This window comes from Paenibacillus sp. JJ1683 (assembly GCF_053006485.1).
Genome location: NZ_CM129820.1, coordinates 2,069,155 through 2,090,572 on the forward strand (window position 1 = coordinate 2,069,155; position 21,418 = coordinate 2,090,572).

Below are 21,418 nucleotides of genomic sequence, written 5' to 3' on the forward strand. Positions count from 1 at the left end.
TAGGGAGGCTTGCGACGATGATTAATGTAATAGGATTGGATGGCTGGAGGTTTAGGGAAGCACAAACTGATGAGTGGCTCAGTGCGAAAGTGCCGGGTTGTGTGCATACCGATCTTTTGCAACATGGTAAAATTCCTGACCCTTTTATCGGTATGAACGAGATAGAGGTACAGTGGGTTGATAAGCAGGATTGGATATACGAAGCCTATTTTGAGATAGATGCAAAGCAGCTTCAATGTCAATGTGTAGAGCTGGTGTTGGAAGGCCTGGACACATACGCAGATGTAAGAGTAAATGGTCAAGCTGTCTTATCGGCCAATAATATGTTTCGGGTATGGAGACAGGATGTGAAGGCATTTGTTCAGCAAGGGAAAAATCGGCTTGAAATCCATTTTCGCTCTCCAATTACGGAAGATGTGCCTAAGCTGGAAAGGTTGGGCTATGGACTTCCCGCACCGAATGATCAGTCCGAGATAGGTGGCTTGTCCGATAAAAAAGTAAGCGTTTTCGCTCGTAAGGCTCCCTATCACTATGGTTGGGATTGGGGACCAAGACTGGTGACGAGCGGAATCTGGAGAGAGGTTCGGATTGAAGCTTGGTCTGGACTGATCGTGAGAGACTTATTTATTCGACAGGACGAAGTGAGTACGGAGAGGGCTGAACTCACGGCAGTGGTAGAAATTGAAAATGCAGATGAGATTAGAGATGCCGAGTTGTGTATTTCTGTTGACGGCGGGGTATGGTCCAAACCGGTTCGCCTGCGGAAGGGAAAGCAAACAGTGGAGCTGGGGCTGGTGATAAAGGAGCCGAAGCTGTGGTGGTGTCGTGGACTGGGAGAGCCGCTTCAGTATACGTTTGTAGCCGAATTGAAGGAGCAAGCACAGGAAGCGGTGATTGCGGAAAAATCAGTGAAAACGGGACTGCGATCGATCCGTCTTATACGTGAGCGGGATACGGCAGGCGAAAGCTTCTATTTTGAACTGAATGGAATCCCCGTGTTTGCTAAAGGAGCCAACCATATTCCGAATGACAGCTTTGCTGCCGAAGTTACGTTGGAACGATATCGGCATGAAATTGCCAGTGCAGCCGCCTCCAATATGAATATGTTGCGGGTGTGGGGTGGCGGTATTTATGAACAAGACGTATTTTATGACTTGTGTGATGAATACGGCTTGCTCGTGTGGCAAGATTTTATGTTCGCATGCAGCATGTACCCGGGGGATCAGGCTTTTTTGGACAATGTGACGCAGGAAGCCGAAGATAACATCAAGCGATTGCGCCATCATCCTTGCATTGCGTTATGGTGCGGCAATAATGAGATTGATTCTGCGTGGGCCCATTATGAAGAAAATGCGGGCTGGGGCTGGAAAAAGGCCTACACGCCTGAGCAACGGGAACGCCTATGGGATGATTATGAGACGCTCTTTCACCGGATTTTACCGGAGGCGGTAAATACCTGGGCTCCGCAGACGGCATATTGGCCCTCCTCACCGCTAATTGACCTGACCGGAGATCGAAACCAGCATGCTCATCCGTCCTCAACAGCAGGAGACATTCATTATTGGGGAGTATGGCATGCGTCTGAGCCGTTTGAGAATTATCACATACATGTGGGCCGTTTTATGAGTGAGTATGGTTTTCAGTCCTTTCCTGAATACAAGTCTGTTCGCACGTATGCGGAAGAGAAGGATTTGGAACTGGAATCTGCGGTGATGCTGGCACATCAAAAAAACGGTTCAGGCAATCGGTTGATTCAAGAATACATAGGACGGTACATGCGGCAGCCCAAGGATTTTACATGTTTTCTTCTCATGAGCCAAGTTTTACAGGCAGAGGCGATGAAAATGGCTGTAGAGGCCCATCGTCGTCACAAGCCCTATTGCATGGGGACATTATACTGGCAGATGAATGACTGCTGGCCCGTTGCCTCTTGGTCGAGTATGGACTATTTTGGTCGTTGGAAGGCGCTTCAATATACAGCTAAACGCAGCTTTGCCGATGTGCTCTTGAGTGCAGTAGATACGGAACAGGGGAGTAAAGAACTGCATCTGGTTAACGATACGCTAGAGCCGATAGCAGGTACGCTGCGGCTGACGCTTTTGCATATCCGTGGCAGTCAGGCTATTCGTGATGAGAACGTTAAGGTAGAACAGCCGGCGGGCGGCGCAGGGATCGTACATATACTGCCTACCGACCAATGGCTGAATGGCCTGGATCGTACGGAGCATATGCTGGTCGCACGTCTGATACAAAACGGTGAACAGGTGGCCTCCAGCGAAATTTATTTTGCAGGCACGAAAGAGATGGATTTACCTCTGGCGAAAATTGAAGTGACAGAGATACAGGGAAGTGGGGGCAGTAGATTCATGCTCTGTTCGGATACACTTGCTAGACATGTGTGGTTGACCGCAGAACAGGAGGGGATTTTCAGTGACAACCACCTGGATCTGGCTCCCGGTATTCCCAAAACGGTGGAATTTTTGACCTTGCGTAACGGTGCCTCCGCATTTGAGGCAGCTGCGCCAGGTGCATTGACGGTACAATCATTGGTCAATTGGATACAAGGGTAGAGGACTGTAAAAGCTTATCCGCCTTGAATACAGTAAGCATCTGTCTCCCGGGGACATGAGGTCAACTTCGGGAGAACAGATGTTTTTTTATCTTCATTTTATGCAGAGTGGAGCGCTTCCATTGAGCTTGAAGCCATTGTGGTGTACACTGTCCAGAACAGGTGTAAATTGGAACGTCAGGAAGGATGGACGGTTACAAGGAGGGAAAGTAACATATGTATGACCGTTTAAGATCGTTAAATTATCCAGTCAAACTTTATATTTTTATTGCACTGGCCTTATGCTCCGTAATCAGTACATTGTGGATCATTAACGTGCGATTGCCCTCAGGGGGCCGCCCTTATTTTTTTATTTGGTGGAATATGATGCTGGCCTGGATTCCTATGCTGCTGACGCTTTTGCTAGATGTCATTCATTGCTCGTGGAGACGGGGAACGAGGACATTTATGCTCTGGATCATAGGGGCTGGCTGGCTTTTCTTTTATCCCAATATACCCTATTTGATTACAGATTTGCTGCATGTATTCGCCAGATATCCATTTCTCGGGGAGCAGCGTTTTTGGGGCAATCCGTATTTTTGGAATCATGTATTAGGGATGCTGTTGGTAGCTGTGCTTGGTCTCACCATGGGGGTTGTATCGCTTGAATCCGTACGACAATTGGTGCAGCGTGCTCGAGGCGGGATTGTCAGCTGGTTGTTTATGCTGGCGGTACTTCTGCTAAGTAGCCTGGGGATTTATATTGGTCGTTTCTTTCGAGGAAACACATGGGATATTGTGTCTGCGCCGTCCCAGTTGTACACACAAATATCTTCCTTATGGGCAGACTCTTTGCAACGCACGCATTTTGTGGAGTTTAGCGGGATGGTATTCGTGATTATGCTCGTTAGCTATGTATCCACGATGTGCGTGGTCTGGATGGGGAACAGCCGCCGGGACGAATGGCATCGCTGGTGATTACGATGGGGCTGAGTGGCTAATTATCATCATAAGATAAAATGTAAAGGCAAAGGAGGAATAGCTACAATGAACGGACAGAACCGATCTGATATCCGCGCTGGTCTTCAGGTGGATATTGTGCTTAAAAAGGATCAGCCCACGGGTAAGCTGACGCGAGGAACGGTGAAGGATATTTTGACCAATTCCCCGCGTCATCCGCATGGAATCAAAGTACGTTTGGCAGACGGGCAGGTTGGACGTGTCAAACATATTGTAATGAAAGAAGGATAGAGCTGTAGGATTAGGAGGGATGATGTATGAATCAGGCAACGGCATGGTCTAAAAATGATCGTTACCCGCTTGTTTTACTTGTACTGCTGGTGCTTGCTCTCATTTGGTCCTTGGTTCGTCCGGCGGATTATTTTACATGGGTACTGGAAGTTCTCCCAGCCGTTTTGGGAGGTGTACTGCTGGCGGCTATTTACCGTCGATTTCAGTTTACCAATCTGGTATACACCCTCATCTGGCTACATGCATTGATCCTGATTGTCGGCGGGCACTATACCTATGCTGAAATGCCGCTATTCAACTGGATTCGGGATACGTTTGGGCTGGAGCGCAATTATTATGATCGACTTGGGCATTTTGCGCAAGGTTTTGTGCCTGCACTCATTGTAAGGGAAGTGCTGTTACGTAAGACGGCTTTGGGAAGCGGGAGCTGGCTCACTTTTCTAACGGTTAGTGTATGTCTTGCGATCAGTGCTGTGTACGAATTGATTGAGTTTGCCGTTGCCAAGGCAACCGGTACAGCGGCAGAGGCCTTTTTGGGAACACAGGGAGATATATGGGATACTCAATGGGATATGCTTCTTGCGTTCATCGGTGCCCTGACAGCGGTGATTTTGTTAAGCGGGGTACATAACAAGCTGCTCAAGCAGCTAAAGGTGTAGCAGGGTTTCTTGAAAGTCCAATATTTTTGAGGGTTATATTCGCGTCACAGGGTAACTGTCGAGATGTAGGGTCGCTGCATCCATGTAGCTGTCCAGCAGCCGCTCAAAAATACGGTCCCATGTCTGCTCCAGACTGTATGCTCTACCGGTTCTGGACAGAAAGTCGCGAAGTGGGGCATCCTCGTACAACAGGAGTACAGCTTTGGCAAAGGCAGCCGCGTCCCCAGCTGGACACAGTAGCCCTGTTTCCCCATCAATTATATTGTCTTTGACCCCGCCTTCATTCGCGCCAATCACGGGTGTGCCGCTGGCCATAGCCTCCAACACGACGTTACCGAAGGTTTCTGTAGTGGAGGGAAAGAGGAATACATCGGCTGCAGCATAGAGTTCAGCTAATTCCGGTCCTTTTACAAAACCAAGCCAGTGAACTGTGTGCTCTGGCACCCCGATATCTGCTGCAGTTTTGTACTTAAACAATGGGCCATCTCCTGCAATGACCAGTACTGAGGCTGCGCGGACGTCGTCGGGTAACTGGAGATAGGAATCCAGTAACGTGTCTATCCCCTTTTCCGGTGCAAGTCTGCCCACATATAAAATCACAAATGCGTCTGCACGAACACCCCATTTTTCCCATATCGCTTCGCGATTCACTGTGGGCTGGAAGCGGTCGGTATCAATTCCTCTACCCCAGATTTCGAGCTGTCCCATTCCTTTATTGCGTAACAATTCCATGGTTGACCGAGAGGGGACATATACCCTTTCACAATGTCTGTGAAACCAGAGCATGTATTTCCATAATGCAGGTTCAAGCCAGCGAAGCTTGTAATATTCGAGGTATTTATCAAAGTGGGTGTGATAGGAGGCGACGAGTGGAATATGGTGTTTGGCAGCGTAGCTTGTTCCATACAAGCCAAGGTTAAACGGAGTAGCGACATGAATTAGATGCGGGGAAAAGGCTGACAGGCGCTCGTTGATTTGTTTGGCATTAGGGATCGCAAGTCTGCATTCCCGGTACAATAAAAAGGGAATACTTCGAAATCGCTCCACACCCGGCCCCGAGGACAGATGATGATCTGCCTCTGGTGCGAAGACAAGCGTAGATACCCCATGTGTCTCCAAATAGCCAATCCATCGTTCCAGTGTCAGAGCAGCGCCATTGACATCAGGCGTATACGTGTCTGTAAATAATGCGACTCGAAGCATGCCTTCATTCCTCCTCCGCCATTCTCATTTATTCTATGACGTTCCAGGGGAGTCTGCTTGGAGGCTCCGGCTTTTATTGTGTCATGATTTTGTTTACGGGCTTGCTGGGTTTTGTAAAAGTTGGCCTGCGGACAGGCGCTCTTCTCAGATTTTACTAATCCATGACACGATAAGTTCCTCTTGTGAGGTTGATGCATATCGGTTAATTCTGTTGATATGTATCCTAGTAGGAGCTGTACATTTCATAAATATTCCTGATCTCCGATGGTTTTGGGTAATAATAAAACATGGACTTTGTCTTGAAATTTCATTATAGTAATTCGGTATGAATAAATTTGAAGGGTAAGCAGGAGGGATGGCTGTGGCTTTTGGAGCACGGGTGTTAAAAACGGGAATCGCAGTGACGCTCGCCCTTTTTCTGAGCACGCTTTTGAACACCCATTCGCCTGTGGGGGCAGCGATAGCCGCTATTTTTGCCATGCAACCGTCGATATATAGGTCGTGGCGTTATTTTCTGGATCAACTCCAAACAAGCACATTAGGTGCAATCATGGCGTTGCTGGGCGGAATGGTATTTTCGAATGAGCCGATTGCGGTCGGACTGGTATGTGTATTGGTACTTATGATATGTCTGAAAATAAACATGGCTGATACGGTTGGATTGACACTTGTGACCGTTGTTTCTGTCATGGAAGCTTCAGGGGACTGGAAATTTGCGGTAACCCGCTTTGCGCTGACTCTGATCGGGATTGTGTCTGCTTTTGTCATCAACATTACCGTTTTTCCTCCCAAACCGAAAAGGCAGTTTATCAATCAGATTCAAAATGTATTTAACAGCATGTCCTTGCTGCTGCGAACTGCCATTTCTGATGAGATTAAGGAGTCTGTCTTTAGAGAGGAAAAAGGAAATTTGGAGGGGGCTATTAAATCACTCTCGGATAAATATCATTTGTTCGAAGAGGAGCAGAAAAAGCTCAAGCGCACCAAGTTCAGTCAGACGAGACAAATGGTCGTATACAAACAAATGCTCGAAAGTTTGCACAAAGGTTACGAGGTCTTGGATGCGGTGGAAAGGCACTACTTCCAATCTTTACGTCCAGAGGGAACAGATGCGTTTTTTGACGACCATCTGGAGCGGCTGATTCGTTTCCACGAGCACGCTCTGCTGAAATTCGAAAATAAACTGAAACCAAATGAGGATGAAAGTGAATTGTTCCAGCAGGCTAACGGTGATTTTATGAAGCATGCAATTACACGTTTTGACCATTGTCAGGAGGGAATGCTACGACTTTCCATCGTAGCTGCGACGATGTACGACTATGGTCATCAACTGGAGCGATTGAGCAGACTGGCCGACCATATTCATCCTGTGGAAGAGAGCCGATAGGCGATTTCGGAAAAAAGAAAAGGCGACCGTATTCATCAATCAGATGGACGGTCGCTTTTTTATGTAATGAATTTAATAAAGTAGGAACAGGCTAATGGAAGGTTGCCAGAAAGCACAAAAAAAGCCCACTGGTTGCGAACAGGGACTGAACTTGCTACAATAGAGGATGCTATGTTTTACATAGTAAAACCGTATTGCATAAGTTGTTAACACACTACTTGTTACATTATAGCATGCTTCAAAGGAATAGTCAATTTTCCCGGATCAGGGGGATGCGATGAGTATGCCCGGGTCCATAATAGAGCATAGTTTGTACGCAAGGGAGCCCTGCGCGGAGCAGGAGGAAACGGAACAGGAGCGATGTCAGTGACTACTGAGCAGCAATGGAATGAGGAACAACGAAGAGTAGAAGATGTGACCGCAGTCATTAGCGGGCGTATTCGGAAGCTGGAGACAGAGGTTGGTTCTGTGCGAGGCGATGTCGTCGATATGCGTAAAGACTTCTGGGATGAGGTAACGATCAATTTCAGTGAGGCGGATGATGTGGGAGAGACGTCCACCAGTTTGCGTCAGCAGTCTGAGATTTTGTCTGAGCGGGAACGAAGACACAAGCATTCCACTGAGGCGTTAGGTCGTTTGAAAAAGTTGCTTGACTCACCTTATTTTGCACGTATTGATTTTGCTGAGGAAGGGCAGACTGCGGAGCGTATTTATCTGGGGATTGCCTCCCTGCTGGATAACCAGGATGAGGAATTTCTGATCTACGACTGGCGCGCGCCTATTTCGAATCTTTATTACGATAACATGCCAGGTCCCGCTTCTTATAAGACCCCAGCAGGGGAGATGGAAGGAGAACTGACGCTCAAACGCCAATTCTCGATCCGTGACGGACAGATCCGCTTTATGTTCGATACCGGCGTCACCATTGGAGACGAACTCCTTCAAGCCGTATTAAGCCGGAGCTCGGATGCTCAAATGAAAAGCATTGTCGCCACCATTCAAAAGGAGCAGAATCGCATCATTCGTGATGATCGAAGCCGGATGCTGATAGTTCAGGGAGCGGCAGGAAGCGGTAAAACCTCCGCTGCGCTTCAGAGAGTAGCATATTTGCTATACAAGTATCGGGATCACTTGCGAGCAGATCAGGTCGTGTTATTCTCGCCAAACCCCATGTTCAACAGTTATGTTTCGACAGTATTGCCTGAATTGGGTGAGGAAAATATGCTTCAGGCCACATTTCAGGAATATTTGGAACGGCGTTTGGGCCGGGAGTTTCAGCTAGAAGATCCTTTTGAGCAGCTGGAATATGTGCTATCAGCGTCGTCACAGCCTGGGTATGAGGCTAGGATGGAAGGTATCCGCTTTAAGTCATCCAAGACGTTCTTATATGTGATTACAGGCTACAAAGCGCACCTGGAACAAAAGGGAATGCGTTTTAAACCGGTTCGTTTTCAGGGACGTGAGGTGATTTCAGTAGAGCAATTGGCAAGCAAGTTTTATGGATTTGACTCGGCTGTGCGGCTGGCGAACAGATTGGAGCTGCTGCGTGATTGGATGCTCAAAGAACTGGCTCGCTTTGGTAAGGAAGAATGCTCCGCTCCTTGGGTGGACCAGCAGATGGATCTGATGGAGCCGGAGGATTATCAGCGTGCATATAACCGCATGCGCCGGAAATCCAAGAATAAAGGCGATACCTTCGACGACTTTACGCGAGAAAGAGAAATATTGGCGCGTATGGTGGTCAGTGATCGCTTAAAGCCCCTGCGCAAGTGGATTAAGGCACTTCGCTTCGTGGATACAACCCGTCTATACAGCGAGCTGTTTATGAACGAGACGTTATTAAGCGAACTGTCGAATCATGCAGAGCTGCCCGTCAACTGGAGTGAAATTAGTCGGCAAACTCTGAAACGCATTCAGGCTGGAGAACTAGCGTATGAGGATGTGACGCCCTTTTTATATTTGCGTGAGCTGATGCTGGGCTTCCGCTCCAATAGCAACATCCGTCATGTGTTTATTGATGAGGCACAGGACTATTCACCATTCCAGCTGGCGTTCTTCAAACGATTATTTCCACAGGCTAAAATGACAGCACTGGGCGATTTTAATCAGGCTATCTATGCCCATGCTTCGGTGCTTCAGGATGCAGAACCATTGTATGATCTGTATGGAGCAGAACAGACCGAGATGATTTCCCTGACACGCAGCTATCGTTCCACACAGGAGATTGTAGAGTTTACCCGGGGGATGGTAGCAGGAGGGGAGCATATTGTTCCGTTTAACCGTAAGGGTGAGAAGCCTCTGGTAACCGAGGTGAACTCGCGTGAAAAGCTGCATCAACTGATAACTGAGAATGTTACAAAATTGCTGGCAGAGGGTTATGAATCCATAGCGGTGATCTGTAAAAATGCTGATGAAAGCGCGGCAGCCTACGAAGCACTAGAAGGACAACTGCCAGTAAAGCCAAAATTAATTAAGAAAACAACTCCCGCTTTTGAAAAGGGGATTCATATTATTCCGGCCTATCTGGCGAAAGGCGTGGAGTTTGATGCGGTTCTCATTTATGACGGATCGGCCCAAGAATACCAGCGTGAGAGTGAGCGTAAATTGTTCTACACGGCCTGTACGCGAGCGATGCATTTGCTGCATATATATAGCATAGGGGAGATTACGCCATTCGTGAGTTCGCAGGAATCGGAGACGTATATCCGTAAAGTGAAATAAAGTGACCAGGTTCTTTAGGGGCGGCTGGCAATATTGAGCGTATTCCAGTAACATAAGCAAATAAGCCAAACAGGTAAGAAGCATAAACGGAGGTTACAAACGTAATGGACATGAAAAGAGTATTTCAACGCCCACCGCTGGCGGACTGTGTGCCCGAGTTGGTAGCTACAGCTAGAGGGGAGCGCAAGGCATCGCTGGTGATCCGCGGAGGAACGCTGGTCAATGTGGTATCGGGCGAATTGTTACCGGGCATGTCTATTGCTGTGCAAGGCTCTCGTATCGCCTACGTTGGTAGAGACGTTAGCCATACGATTGGAGAAGACACCGTAATCATTGAAGCGGAAGGCCGCTATATGGCACCGGGTTTGCTGGACGGACATTGTCATATCGAAAGCACACAGCTCACCGTAACTGAATTCGCGAAGGCTGTACTGCCGCTGGGCGTGACGGGCGGTTTTTTTGACCCACATGAAATTTCCAATGTGCTTGGTCTAAAAGGGCTTCGTCTAATGCTGGACGAAGCCCGCACGACACCGCTGGCTGCTTACATGCAGGTAGCTTCCTGCGTGCCTTCCACAGGCCCAGAGCTGGAAACGACCGGTGCCTCTTTCGGTCCGGCGGAAGTCGCAGAGGCTCTAAGCTGGGGCCCAGATATGATTGGACTGGGCGAAGTAATGAATTTCCCTGGCGTCGTCTATGGTGACGACGTGATGATTGGGGAAATTCAGGCCACGCTGCGCGCCGGCAAGGTGGCGGACGGCCATTTTACATGGGCCTCCGATGATTGGCGGCTGCCGGTCTACGCAGCCGCAGGAATTACGGGCGATCACGAATGTGTCACGCCCGAGGATGTAGCCGAGCGCATCCGGCTCGGCATGTATGCCAAGATGCGGCAAGGCTCCGCATGGCATGATGTGGCCGAGACGATCCGTGCCAGCACGGAAATGGGTCTCGACACGCGCCGCATGATGCTGGTGACGGATGATCGCAGTGCGGAATCCCTGCTCCATGAAGGGCAGATGGACTTCGTGGTGCGTCATGCGATTGCGCAGGGCGTTAAACCCGTGACTGCCTTTCAAATGGCAACGCTGAATACGGCAGAGCGCTTCGGCGTAGCACGGGACATTGGCTCGATTATTCCCGGTGCGATTGCCGATATTATCCTGCTTGATGGCCGCTTAGCCGAAGTGAATGTGACGGCTACCATCGCAGCGGGCCAACTGGTGGCTGAGTACGGACAAATGGTCGCCGACTGGGAAGGCTTTGTTTATCCTGCGGAAGTGATGGACACGGTCCATTTGGGTCGAGAGCTGAGTGCTGCAGATTTTCGTATTGCGGCTCCAGTACAGGAAGGGAATGTACCTGTACGGGTAATTCGTGTCACGGAAAATCATGTGGATACGAAGGAAGTGCGGATGACCGTTCCGGTGCGTGATGGTGAAGTTGCATCAGATCCTGCGCAGGATTTGTGCAAAATCGCCGTTTTCGAGCGGCATCATGCCAGTGGCAGCCACGCGGTGGCGCTTGTGACAGGCGTCGGCTTCACCGAGCCGGCTGCAATTGCCATGACCGTAGCGCATGACAGCCACAACCTGCTTGTCATTGGTAATGATGACGAGCTCATGACCCAGGCGGCGAAGCAGGCCGTTGCTCTGCGTGGCGGCGTGGTGGTTGTATCCGCCTCGGGTGATACGCGCTTCCCGCTCCCAATCGCTGGGCTGATGTCCCCAGCTCCGTTTGCAGAGGTGGCTGCGCAGTCCGAAAGTATCAGCCGGGCACTTCAGCAATCCGGCTGCATGCTGAACAACGCGCTGATGACACTGTCGTTGCTCGCACTGGTCGTAATCCCTGAAATCCGCCTGTCGGATCAGGGACTTGTCGTGATCGGAGCCGACGGTATACGCAAGGTGTCTCTTTTCGTGGAAGAGGATGCTACGGAAGCCTGATAGAATACGTCGCTGGGGGTTGTCCTGCAGGTCTACCCAGACCTGAGGGATAGCCCCTGTTTTCTTATATAGTCCGAAAGGTATCTTTAATTCCTTAATCAACGTTTTGTGGGGTGGTGAGCAGATGCAATTATATTATCGTTCATTAGAAAAAATGGCTCATCAAGCCTCAATTATAGATCAGGATTGGAACAGGTTTGTAGAGCAAACCCGTGTGAGGCATGTTCAGCAGGGTACATATCTTATTGAAACAGGGGAACCTGTGAAACATGCTTATTTTTGTTCGGAGGGATTATTCCGGTTGTTTTATACTTTGGCAGATGGTAGAGAATATAATGTTGGTTTTTCACCAGAAAATGATTATGTAACCTCTTATGGCGCTATGGTTCAAGGTAAACCATCCACTTTTACGATTGAGGCCATGGAAGATTCGGTTGTTATTGAAATTCCATATCATGTCCTGAAGGAGCTTATGGATACAAGCCATATGTGGGAAAGATTCGTGCGTAACAGCGTGGAGAGACTATACATTCGCAAAGAGGAACGGGAACGTGAATTGTTGTATCTTTCAGCTAGGGAACGTTATAACGCCTTTCTTCTCAAGTACCCCGGATTGGATAAACGAGTTGCACAATACCATATAGCTTCGTACATAGGCGTATCCCCCGTCTCACTTAGTCGTTTGCTGCGCAGCGATCCGCATTAACCTATGTTAATGCGGTTTGGCAGACAAGTGGCGTACAATAACGGTAAATCCATTCAAGCTTCACAAAAAAGGAGATAGGCATATGCGTTATATGATGATTGTATTGTTGGAATTCTACCCTTCCTGGTTGGCTCTACCCAGGGAAGAACGCCGAAAACATGCGGGGGCCTTGCAGGCTCGCATTCAGAAATATAGTGAGCATGTACAGGTTCGTTTTTTTGATGCAGAAGCGCTGCCTGGAAAGGACTATACAGATTTCGTTGTATGCGAAACAGAGGATATGAAGCAATATCACTATATGTGGGAAGAAATTCGTGATTCGGAGCCGTATACTAAAGGGTACATGAAGATTAAAGATGTAGTAATGGGGATGGAAAATGCATTTCAGTCCTATGAGTCCGAAATGCTACAGATGGACAAATAACCCATCATACTCCCTTACTATGTAAAAAAGTTCAGCTTGTATAGGATTTATACAAGGCGAGTTCCCAGGCTTTTCTATTAGCTGGGAATTCGCCTTTTTCTATTAAAGACGCTAATAAGACAAAATCGCATTATACAACGGTATCACTTATAACCTTCAGAAATCCATTATTTGTTGCATTATTAATTAACTGATTAATAGATTTTGCTGCGCTATCGCTAAACAAGTACCACTCATCTTTGGATACGTCATGAATCAAAAACTTGGGATACCCGACTAAAACTTCGGATGGAAAGGACTGGATTAAAGAATACACGTCAAAACGAGCTAAGCTTTTCCCCTTTTGGTCTAAGAAATCGTATTGTGCATTTTTATAATAAGACCCAAGAGTGTCAATAGTGAAGCTCCAAGAATAGTTTTCAGGTGCTTCAACCTTTTCACCTTTGTTTTTTGCAAACATATTATAAATGGTTTTGTTATATGCATTGCCGTGAATTTGCTGAACTACGCCGCCCATGATCATATGGTACTCCTGTTGAACTGCCTTTACTTGTACACCGTTTATGAACAATGGTTCAGTAGTAATAGTCACTATAAGGTTGCTGTAATTGACTTTACATCCGAACGCCTCTGCAATAAAACGAAGTGGAACATATATGCGATTATTTTTCACGTATGGTTTTACATCAAGCAGTATCTTTTTACCGTTTTTCTCCGCTATGCTTCTGTTTATTGCTAATTTTACTTTCATATCGCTCTTAGCGAGAATAACCCCGGAATCGGACCACTCGACGCTAGCCCCCAAACTTTCGCTAATAACACGTAAAGGTACCATTGTACGTTTGTTCTTCATTTCTGGCTTCGCATCGGTTGCAATAGCCACACCGTCAATTTTGATTTGATTTTGTGCTGCATATGTAGTGGACGATGAAATACATAAAAAGATAGCAAGAAAAAAAACAAAGAATGCTTTGTTCATAAATGACTTCTCCTTTTTTAAATAAATTTGTTGCGTAGCAACTTTTCACCATATTCAGACGCGACTGGATAAAATTCGTTGCGCTTTCCTATTCATTAACTGAACGTAACAACCAGTTTGTACTATTCAATCTGATTTCCGATATTTACCAACTAAAAACTTCTAATCTCCCTGGGGAATTATGTCGATAACATTGAATATTGTTCATAAAATTTACAAAGTAAATCTTTAGGGGGAAAGTTAATGAGAAAACAGCTAAAAGTTGCGATTTCTCTAGCATGTTTATTGATGTTTATAGGTTGTTCAGCATCACCAGTATCAGAGCAGACGACTAAGATTACATTTTTGAATTCCAAATCTGAAATAAAAACCCAATTGGAAGAAGTGGCAAAACAATACAATCAAGAGCATCCGGAAGTATCTTTAGAAATTATTACTGCTCCAGAGGGAACGTCTGCATATCAAAAGCTGATGTCGATGTACGGCTCAGGAAGTCCAGCAACGATGTCGATGCTTGACCCGGGAGACACGCAGACATTCCTGGATAAAGCCGTTGATTTAAGTAAAGAGAAGTGGGTAGCCGATACGATAGAAAATGGACTTGACGCTGTTAAGAAAAACGATGCTGTGCTGGGATTTCCATTTGCAGTGGAAGGCTATGGATTAATCTATAACAAAAAAGTATTGGACAAGGCAACAGGGGGTTCTTTTGATCCTTCTTCGGTGCAAAGTAGAAGCAGCCTTAACTCATTAATGGCTAAGATTCAGCAGTCGGGAGTAGCACCGGTCATGCTTTCACCAATGGACTGGTCTCTCGGCTCTCATCTTTTAGCTCTGTCTTATTCTGTTCAACCCGAAGGTTTTCCAGAGTTTGTTAAAGGTATGCAGAACAACTCCATCGATTTGTCCCAAAACAGTGTAATGTCTGGATGGGTACAAACTTTAGACCTGCTCAAGGATAACAGCATCAATAAGCACTCGCCTTTGGACAGTACGTATGACGATGGAGCCAAAGCTTTGGGAGAGGGCAAGGTAGGGCTTTGGTTTATGGGTAACTGGGCTTGGAATGGAATAAAGAGCAATGATACGGCAAATGAGGAATACGGTTTTTTGCCTCTTCCGTTAAATGATAATACGAATGATCCAAACAATTCAAAGATCACAGTTGGTGTGACAAAGTATGTATTCATCGACTCCACAGCTACCACGCCTCAGCAGCAAGAGGAAGCCAAGAAATTTTTAAACTGGCTGGTATACGAAAAGTCCGGTCAGGAACTTTTGGTCAACAAGGCCAATGTTATACCGGCCTTCAAGAGTATTGACTTGGTGCCTACCGATCCCTTGAGTAAATCGATCAAGTCATATTTGTCGAGCGGAAAGACGCTGCCGTTTATGGCAACACTTCCACCTGATCATGGGGCCATCACAGGAGCATCTATCCAAAGCTACATTAGTGGAAAGATAGATAAGACTGAGCTGTTGCGCCAAATACGCATATACTGGAAAGCTCAGCGGGGATGATATGAGACCAGTCACGGGAAGGAAGATAAGGATGTTTAAATTAACGTTAAAGAAAAAAATAATTAGTGCAGCTCTCATACTGGTTGTCGTACTGTCCCTTTCAAGTGTTATAGGCGTCATTAAGATGTCGGAAATGGGAGAGGCTTCTGATAAGGTAAATAACAGGTCTTTACCTGCGGTTATTCTTCTTCAGGGTATGGATAAGCAGATTACAGAAATCGATAGACTAACTGTTCGATTGATACTCGAAGAGGATGAGGCTATTCGCACCACTTATCAAGAAGAACTAACCAAAGCTACAGCTTCAATGGATAAGAGTGTAAATAAATATCAAAGTTTAGCCTCTACAGCGGAGGAAAAAGAACTGTTCACCAACTTTTATGGTCAGTGGGCAATGTATCTTCGCCATCTAAAGGTGGTTTCCGCTGCCATGGAAGAAAACGACAAAGTGATGGCCTACATGATCGTTCATGGAAATTCTTCTATTTATAAGGCGGCATTAGACGATGTAAATAAACTGAAGGTGCTTAATGAGCAGTATGCCACTGAGGCAGCTAATCAATCGAGTCAATCTTACCATTCAGGTAGACTTTTGATGATTTCTTTGACTATCATATGTACGATCCTGGGAATTATCGGTTCTTTTTTACTGGCTCAATCGTTCACTAAGCCCATATTAAGGATAGCGGAACAGATAAAGCTGGTAACGAGGGGGAACCTGCAAGTGGAACCTCTTAGGGTCCGATCCAAAGATGAGGTCGGGGAATTGGCATCCGATTTTAATGAAATGTGCGATTCACTGCGCAACCTTTTAAAGGAAGTTGTGGATAATTCCTTACTGGTTGCTTCTACGGCTGAACAGCTAACAGCCAGTGCAGAACAGACAAGCATTGCTACCGAGCAGATAGCTATAAGTGCCACTCAAGTCGCAGAGGGATCTCAGACACAGCTTGCAGATATTGCTGAAACGCTGAATTACACGGTAGGTGTTTCTAAAAGTGTAGAGAACATAACCAATCGCTTTGTGAATGTAGCTAATCTCACAATCCAAGCACAAGAAAAAGCAAACAACGGGAAAACCCAAATGTCTTCCACTGTCTCTCAAATAAGAGATGTGCATACCAAGGTAACTCAATCCGCTGAAGTAGTAAATATTCTAGGAGAAAAGTCAGCGGAGATTAGACAGATCACAGCTATGATCAGTGATATAGCAGCCCGAACCAACTTGCTTTCACTCAATGCGAGTATAGAAGCTGCAAGAGCGGGAGAGCAGGGAAAAGGATTTGCGGTTGTCGCTTATGAAGTACGCAATTTGTCGGCACAAGCAAGTGAAGCAACCGGTAAGATTTCCTCTCTGGTCAACGAAATCGCATTAAGAACAGACGAAGTTGTCATCTCGATGAATGAAGGTGTTCAATCACTAAATGAAGGTATGATGCTTGTCGAAGGTGTCGGTAACGTCTTTTCTGAAATTGTCGGTGCCGTTGAAGAAGTGAGCGGTGAGGTAGACACTGCGGCTGTAGAAGCAAGATCCGTAAATGAAGGAACCGTTTCTATGGTGGAATCTATGAAGAAAATTGCCGAAATCTCCGAACGTGCAGCCGATTCTACTCAAACAGTCGCAAGCGTAGTCGAGGAAACTACTGCTTCCATGCAGGAAGTGTCTGCAGGTGCTAACATGCTTGCCAAGCGGGCGGAAGAGATGAATCAAACGGTGTCTGTATTCAAAATTTAAAGTAAGTTGGCGGTAGCCTTGGACGAGAAAAACAAGTCCTAGACTACCGCTGTTACCATTAGATTACGAGTGAACGGCTTCAGCTTTTTTAGCAGATCTTTTCAGATCCTGTTTACGGCGTTCCTCTAGGTACCGTTCTCCATTTTTCTTGTCAGCTGTCAGCGTAAAGCAGGAAATGATGGTGAACAGACCGGCAATGGAACCCAAAATAACATAAGTGATCGGGAAATTCAGAACTTCATACATATGTCCGACAATAGGTGAGAACACAGATACCACCAGGGAGCCCATAAACAAATAGAGCAGGTACATGGTGGACGATAAGCGCTGGTCAAAGTTGACGGTAATGTACTTGAAGATGGCGACCAGAATCAGCGGTTTCTCCAGAGAGTGAATCATTTTCATCGCAGCCACCCATATGGAACCGAACGGCAGTGAAGAACCGATAATACGCAACGACATGATCGTCCCGGCAATAATCAATGCCCATTTGGCAGTCGTTTTGTTCACAAACCATGGGGTAACAAACAGGAACACAAATTCCAGGAATACTTGCACAGCACTTAAGTCGCCAAGGAATTGATTTCCTTCTGCTTTAGAACTGAACTGAGATACGAAATAGGTGGCAAATTGCTGGTCATATACCTCATAAATTTGGGTCACGCCAACCATGAATAGCATTAGAAACCAGAACTTTGTGGTGCGTACGAGATGCAGTACGTCAATGAGCTTCAACGATTCAGTTTTCTGCTGCTCCTGTCCGGAAATTTCGACTTTGGTCAGGAAGATGCAGATCATGGCAACAACGGCAGATACGGAGGCAATCCAGAAGGTCAGATTTACATTAATATTGATGACCCGTCCCGCAACAAAGGTAGCAGCTGCCCATCCGAGTGAGCCCCACATACGAACTCGTCCGTATTCAAACCCGTATTTGCGTGACACTTTGTCCATATAGGAATCGACGACACCGTTACCTGCATTAAACACCAGGCCGATAAATAGGGCGCCGACAATGGCACCAATGACGAACTGTGTTTGAAGCAATGGACCGTACACATAGATAAAGAAGGGTCCGACGAGCAAAAGAATCGTAAAAAGTATGTACAGCAGATGTTTTCTCAAGCCCAGCTTGTCGGATAAGTACCCAAACAGGGGTTGCATGATCAAGGCGACGATAGAGTTTGCCGCGTATAAAAACCCTGTGTAGGTTTCTGAAATCCCCAGGCTTTGTCCTAGCCAAATGACAAAAAAAGACATGGCGGCAGACCATGTAAACAGATAAGCGAAGTTAAAAACGCTCAAAGACCAGTAGTTGCGTTTTGCCAAATTCCTCATGTATAAGCACCCCTTCAAATTGTAGCTGCTCAATGTGTTGACAACGTCATTAAGCATTGTCTGTACTATTAATTGTAAGGAGGATTGAATTGAATCCATAGGGCATTTTCCCAAGATTTCCTGTGCTTATTGCAATCAATTGCCAGGTTGGGTTGTACATAACTTTTCTCATCTTGTAAGAAATAAGTCCTACGTGTAAAATTCTTTATAGTTCATTGAGCTCATTTAGTAGGAGGAGAAACACGGCAAGAAGTAGAATTGTTCTAAGGTCTGGCTGACATGGTCATACTGATAGCACAATAAATTGCTAAAGCAAGGGGATGAAGTGGTTCTTTCGCAAGTACAAAGTTACTTGATACCGTGAACGTATATAGAGTATTGTGTAATGATGAGTTATCGAACCCCACATCTTGAATAACGTTTCACACCGATCGCGAAGGGTTAGCGGATGGCTATCCCTACTTGGTGCTGCTATAACCCTATGAGCATGTACTACACAAAATAAAAAGAAAATGAATGATAACAAACTGTTGTGATTTCATGGTTGGAGGATTTATTATGTCAAAAAGTGTTTCTTCGTCCTTTATTATTATTATAGGATCGATGCTATTTGCCTTATTTTTTGGTGCAGGGAATCTAATCTTCCCACCTATGCTTGGTCAAATGGCTGGAAAGAATGTGTGGATAGCCAATGCGGGTTTCTTGGTTACCGGAGTTGGCTTACCGTTACTAGCCATCACTGCCTTTGTTTTTTCAGGCAAAAGCAATTTACAAACTTTAGCGAGTCGTGTACATCCTGTATTCGGGATTGTCTTTACAACGATTCTTTATCTAGCCATTGGCCCGTTATATGCAATTCCAAGAACCGGTAGTGTGTCGTTTGAAATTGGAGTCAAGCCTTTTTTTTCAAACCATACAGATCATCCTGTCGCACTTTTTGTATTTACCATTCTTTTTTTTGGGGTTGCATGCTTGTTATCACTTAACCCTACAAAAATTATTGATGTGATCGGAAAGTTTTTAACACCCATTAAATTGACATTCATTGGGATTCTGGTGGTCGTAGCCCTTATTCACCCCATAGGAGCCTTCCAAGCACCTGCCGAAGGCTATACTTCGCACGTCTTTTTCAAAGGCTTTCAAGAAGGTTATTTAACATTGGATGCTCTTGTAGCCTTTATTTTTGGAATTATTATTGTGAATGCAATTAAGGAAAGAGGAGTTACTGCCAAAAAAGAGCTGATGATTATTTGTGCCAAATCGATAACCATTGCGGTTGTCCTCTTAGCATTTATCTATACGTCTCTTGCCTACATGGGAGCTTCTAGCGTTGAAAAACTGGGTGTTTTAGAAAATGGTGCTGAGGTGTTAGCCAAGGTTTCATCCTATTATTTTGGATCTTACGGCTCCATTTTATTAGGCTTAATGATTACAGTAGCGTGTTTAACGACAAGCGTAGGGCTTATTACGTCCTGTTCTTCCTTTTTTCATACCTTGTTTCCGAAAGTTTCTTATAAAAGAATTGCTCTCATGTTATCCATATTTAGTACCATTGTAGCCAATATAGGTTTAACACAGCTCATTAAGGTTTCAACACCAGTGTTAATTGCAATATATCCTATTGCGATTTCTCTAATATTTTTAACATTTTTACATTCCGTGTTTAAAGGAAAATCAGAAGTATATCAAGGCAGTTTAATATTAACCTTCATTGTTAGTCTATTTGACGGCTTGAATGCTGCTGGAATAAAAATTAAAGTAATTAATGACTTTTTTACTCAAATTCTTCCGTTATATGATGTAGGATTAGGCTGGTTAATTCCCTCTGTTTTAGGAGGAGTAGGGGGGTATATATTCTACTATATTAAACGAAGAAAAATTGTCCTTATACTTATGAAGCCCAAAAAATAAATGATTTGCTTATTCGGTGAATTGGACATGTATAACCAAAAGAAAGAACGAACGGAGAACTTGATCTTCTGTTCGTTCTTTCTTTTTGTAACTTTACGCGCAGCTATTCAAAACAAAATCATAAATTTCCGTCTGTTATAGAAAGGACAGCAAGCGCCTGATCTGCTTCGTGCTGCTTGCGGTATAGCGAAGGAGTCAGACCGTTCCATTTTTTAAAGGTTGCAATAAAATAGCTTAGATTTTCAAATCCCACATCCAGCGCAATATCAACTACTTTGCGGTCACTTTGCTCTAGCAACCTGCAAGCCTTCTGAATCCGCTGATAGTTGATATATTCAACCGGACTTTTCTGCACCATCTGCTTGAAGAAACGACAGAAATGTCCCTCACTCATCCCAACCTCATCTGAGATCTCTCGCAAACGAATGGGCTCATGCGCATGGCTGTTGATGTACGCCAGTGCTTTTTTGATCCGTTCGACCTTGTTGCGTTGACTCGCCATAACCACGTCCTCTCCGCTAGCCGGAGTCATGTGCGGGAACAGGCAGGCAATTATGCTATAGAGCTGCGCCTTGGTCGCCAGTTCACGGGCAGGCGCATTCTGTTCATGGCTAGTGATAATACGTTTCAACGCGGTCAATAGCTCCTGCTCCCAAGGCTGCACACCGCGAATGTGAGGGGGAGGGACGAGTTTTTTATTGATAAATGGTTCAATAAACTGCGTCTGAACTGTATCTTGCGTGCGGCTGTGCAGCATATCCGGGTGAAACACCACCGCAGAAAATACACAGCGAGGACTTTTTTGTAAATAACCAGCGTGAAGCTCGCCACTGTGTACAAAAAGGGCTTCACCTTCGCTAACCTCCGTATAGACCATATCCGTCTGAAATATAGCGCTCCCCTGTTCTACTACGATAAACTCCATTTCCTCATGCCAATGGGACTCCAATATACTATTTCCGTTCAATTGCTCTACGCTCGGATATACGCTGACTGGATACATGGGATTGCCGTGAATACGGTTTTCTCTTAACATTTCCCTTTGCATTTCACTGATTCCTTTCGGCACACTGATTTATATAGAAAACA

General features: G+C 45.7%; 16 protein-coding genes. 12 read left to right on the forward strand and 4 right to left on the reverse strand.

Translation table 11 applies throughout. The features are described from left to right. The first annotated feature begins 17 nt into the window (after window positions 1–17). From ACUC6J_RS09115 to ACUC6J_RS09130, 4 genes are all read left to right on the forward strand, one after another. Window positions 18–2,570: a beta-mannosidase gene (locus ACUC6J_RS09115; protein ID WP_447250095.1), complete on the forward strand. Its 2,553-nt coding sequence runs from the start codon at window positions 18–20 to the stop codon at window positions 2,568–2,570. Between the two features lie 215 nt (window positions 2,571–2,785). Further along, window positions 2,786–3,526: a DUF1361 domain-containing protein gene (locus ACUC6J_RS09120; RefSeq protein WP_447250096.1), complete on the forward strand. Its 741-nt coding sequence runs from the start codon at window positions 2,786–2,788 to the stop codon at window positions 3,524–3,526. A gap of 69 nt (window positions 3,527–3,595) precedes the next feature. Next, the gene (locus ACUC6J_RS09125) at window positions 3,596–3,799 is read left to right on the forward strand and encodes a YwbE family protein (RefSeq protein WP_016819189.1); all 204 of its coding nucleotides are present in this window, start codon (window positions 3,596–3,598) and stop codon (window positions 3,797–3,799) included. A 26-nt stretch (window positions 3,800–3,825) separates the two neighbouring features. Beyond that, complete coding sequence (locus ACUC6J_RS09130; RefSeq protein WP_113050637.1) at window positions 3,826–4,458, forward strand: DUF2238 domain-containing protein; 633 nt, start codon at window positions 3,826–3,828, stop codon at window positions 4,456–4,458. Window positions 4,459–4,491: 33 nt separating this feature from the next. Here the strand turns inward: ACUC6J_RS09130 and ACUC6J_RS09135 are convergent, their stop codons facing one another. Next, window positions 4,492–5,661, reverse strand: a complete 1,170-nt coding sequence (locus ACUC6J_RS09135; protein WP_447250097.1) for a glycosyltransferase family 4 protein — start codon at window positions 5,659–5,661, stop codon at window positions 4,492–4,494. A 355-nt stretch (window positions 5,662–6,016) separates the two neighbouring features. Here ACUC6J_RS09135 and ACUC6J_RS09140 point away from each other — a divergent pair, with 355 nt between their 5' ends. From ACUC6J_RS09140 to ACUC6J_RS09160, 5 genes are all read left to right on the forward strand, one after another. Next, window positions 6,017–7,048, forward strand: coding sequence for an FUSC family protein (locus tag ACUC6J_RS09140; RefSeq protein WP_031463284.1), 1,032 nt, complete (start codon window positions 6,017–6,019; stop codon window positions 7,046–7,048). A 360-nt stretch (window positions 7,049–7,408) separates the two neighbouring features. Beyond that, window positions 7,409–9,769: an RNA polymerase recycling motor HelD gene (gene helD, locus ACUC6J_RS09145; protein ID WP_447250098.1), complete on the forward strand. Its 2,361-nt coding sequence runs from the start codon at window positions 7,409–7,411 to the stop codon at window positions 9,767–9,769. A 104-nt stretch (window positions 9,770–9,873) separates the two neighbouring features. Continuing rightward, on the forward strand, window positions 9,874–11,715 hold the full coding sequence (locus tag ACUC6J_RS09150; RefSeq protein WP_031463286.1) for an adenine deaminase: 1,842 nt from the start codon (window positions 9,874–9,876) through the stop codon (window positions 11,713–11,715). Window positions 11,716–11,839: 124 nt separating this feature from the next. Further along, entirely contained in the window at window positions 11,840–12,421 is a 582-nt protein-coding gene (locus tag ACUC6J_RS09155) for a Crp/Fnr family transcriptional regulator (RefSeq protein WP_017425788.1), read from the forward strand. Between the two features lie 82 nt (window positions 12,422–12,503). Then, the gene (locus ACUC6J_RS09160) at window positions 12,504–12,845 is read left to right on the forward strand and encodes a darcynin family protein (RefSeq protein ID WP_013370578.1); all 342 of its coding nucleotides are present in this window, start codon (window positions 12,504–12,506) and stop codon (window positions 12,843–12,845) included. 130 nt (window positions 12,846–12,975) lie between these two features. Here the strand turns inward: ACUC6J_RS09160 and ACUC6J_RS09165 are convergent, their stop codons facing one another. After that, window positions 12,976–13,824 (reverse strand): copper amine oxidase N-terminal domain-containing protein, encoded by an 849-nt coding sequence (locus ACUC6J_RS09165; protein WP_019686952.1) that lies wholly within the window; start codon window positions 13,822–13,824, stop codon window positions 12,976–12,978. Window positions 13,825–14,067: 243 nt separating this feature from the next. Between ACUC6J_RS09165 and ACUC6J_RS09170 the strand changes: the two genes are divergently transcribed. Next, window positions 14,068–15,345 (forward strand): ABC transporter substrate-binding protein, encoded by a 1,278-nt coding sequence (locus ACUC6J_RS09170; protein WP_017425786.1) that lies wholly within the window; start codon window positions 14,068–14,070, stop codon window positions 15,343–15,345. Window positions 15,346–15,376: 31 nt separating this feature from the next. After that, complete coding sequence (locus tag ACUC6J_RS09175) at window positions 15,377–17,080, forward strand: methyl-accepting chemotaxis protein (protein WP_017425785.1); 1,704 nt, start codon at window positions 15,377–15,379, stop codon at window positions 17,078–17,080. Between the two features lie 63 nt (window positions 17,081–17,143). Here the strand turns inward: ACUC6J_RS09175 and ACUC6J_RS09180 are convergent, their stop codons facing one another. Beyond that, window positions 17,144–18,418 carry an oligosaccharide MFS transporter gene (locus tag ACUC6J_RS09180; protein WP_017425784.1) on the reverse strand — a complete coding sequence of 425 codons (1,275 nt, stop codon included), beginning with the start codon at window positions 18,416–18,418 and terminating at the stop codon, window positions 17,144–17,146. A gap of 558 nt (window positions 18,419–18,976) precedes the next feature. Here ACUC6J_RS09180 and brnQ point away from each other — a divergent pair. Next, window positions 18,977–20,329 (forward strand): branched-chain amino acid transport system II carrier protein, encoded by a 1,353-nt coding sequence (gene brnQ, locus ACUC6J_RS09185; protein ID WP_016819201.1) that lies wholly within the window; start codon window positions 18,977–18,979, stop codon window positions 20,327–20,329. A 118-nt stretch (window positions 20,330–20,447) separates the two neighbouring features. Here brnQ and ACUC6J_RS09190 read toward each other — a convergent pair whose 3' ends face one another. Beyond that, complete coding sequence (locus ACUC6J_RS09190) at window positions 20,448–21,377, reverse strand: helix-turn-helix transcriptional regulator (protein WP_016819202.1); 930 nt, start codon at window positions 21,375–21,377, stop codon at window positions 20,448–20,450. Window positions 21,378–21,418: the final 41 nt, after the last annotated feature.

Excerpts from the sequence above, each read along its gene's own strand:
- ACUC6J_RS09115 (WP_447250095.1), top strand. The coding sequence starts at position 18 with ATGATTAATGTAATAGGATTGGATGGCTGGAGGTTTAGGGAAGCACAA.
- ACUC6J_RS09120 (WP_447250096.1), top strand. The coding sequence starts at position 2,786 with ATGTATGACCGTTTAAGATCGTTAAATTATCCAGTCAAACTTTATATT.
- ACUC6J_RS09125 (WP_016819189.1), top strand. The coding sequence starts at position 3,596 with ATGAACGGACAGAACCGATCTGATATCCGCGCTGGTCTTCAGGTGGAT.
- ACUC6J_RS09130 (WP_113050637.1), top strand. The coding sequence starts at position 3,826 with ATGAATCAGGCAACGGCATGGTCTAAAAATGATCGTTACCCGCTTGTT.
- ACUC6J_RS09135 (WP_447250097.1), bottom strand. The coding sequence starts at position 5,661 with ATGCTTCGAGTCGCATTATTTACAGACACGTATACGCCTGATGTCAAT.
- ACUC6J_RS09140 (WP_031463284.1), top strand. The coding sequence starts at position 6,017 with ATGGCTGTGGCTTTTGGAGCACGGGTGTTAAAAACGGGAATCGCAGTG.
- helD (WP_447250098.1), top strand. The coding sequence starts at position 7,409 with ATGTCAGTGACTACTGAGCAGCAATGGAATGAGGAACAACGAAGAGTA.
- ACUC6J_RS09150 (WP_031463286.1), top strand. The coding sequence starts at position 9,874 with ATGGACATGAAAAGAGTATTTCAACGCCCACCGCTGGCGGACTGTGTG.
- ACUC6J_RS09155 (WP_017425788.1), top strand. The coding sequence starts at position 11,840 with ATGCAATTATATTATCGTTCATTAGAAAAAATGGCTCATCAAGCCTCA.
- ACUC6J_RS09160 (WP_013370578.1), top strand. The coding sequence starts at position 12,504 with ATGCGTTATATGATGATTGTATTGTTGGAATTCTACCCTTCCTGGTTG.
- ACUC6J_RS09165 (WP_019686952.1), bottom strand. The coding sequence starts at position 13,824 with ATGAACAAAGCATTCTTTGTTTTTTTTCTTGCTATCTTTTTATGTATT.
- ACUC6J_RS09170 (WP_017425786.1), top strand. The coding sequence starts at position 14,068 with ATGAGAAAACAGCTAAAAGTTGCGATTTCTCTAGCATGTTTATTGATG.
- ACUC6J_RS09175 (WP_017425785.1), top strand. The coding sequence starts at position 15,377 with ATGTTTAAATTAACGTTAAAGAAAAAAATAATTAGTGCAGCTCTCATA.
- ACUC6J_RS09180 (WP_017425784.1), bottom strand. The coding sequence starts at position 18,418 with ATGAGGAATTTGGCAAAACGCAACTACTGGTCTTTGAGCGTTTTTAAC.
- brnQ (WP_016819201.1), top strand. The coding sequence starts at position 18,977 with ATGTCAAAAAGTGTTTCTTCGTCCTTTATTATTATTATAGGATCGATG.
- ACUC6J_RS09190 (WP_016819202.1), bottom strand. The coding sequence starts at position 21,377 with ATGCAAAGGGAAATGTTAAGAGAAAACCGTATTCACGGCAATCCCATG.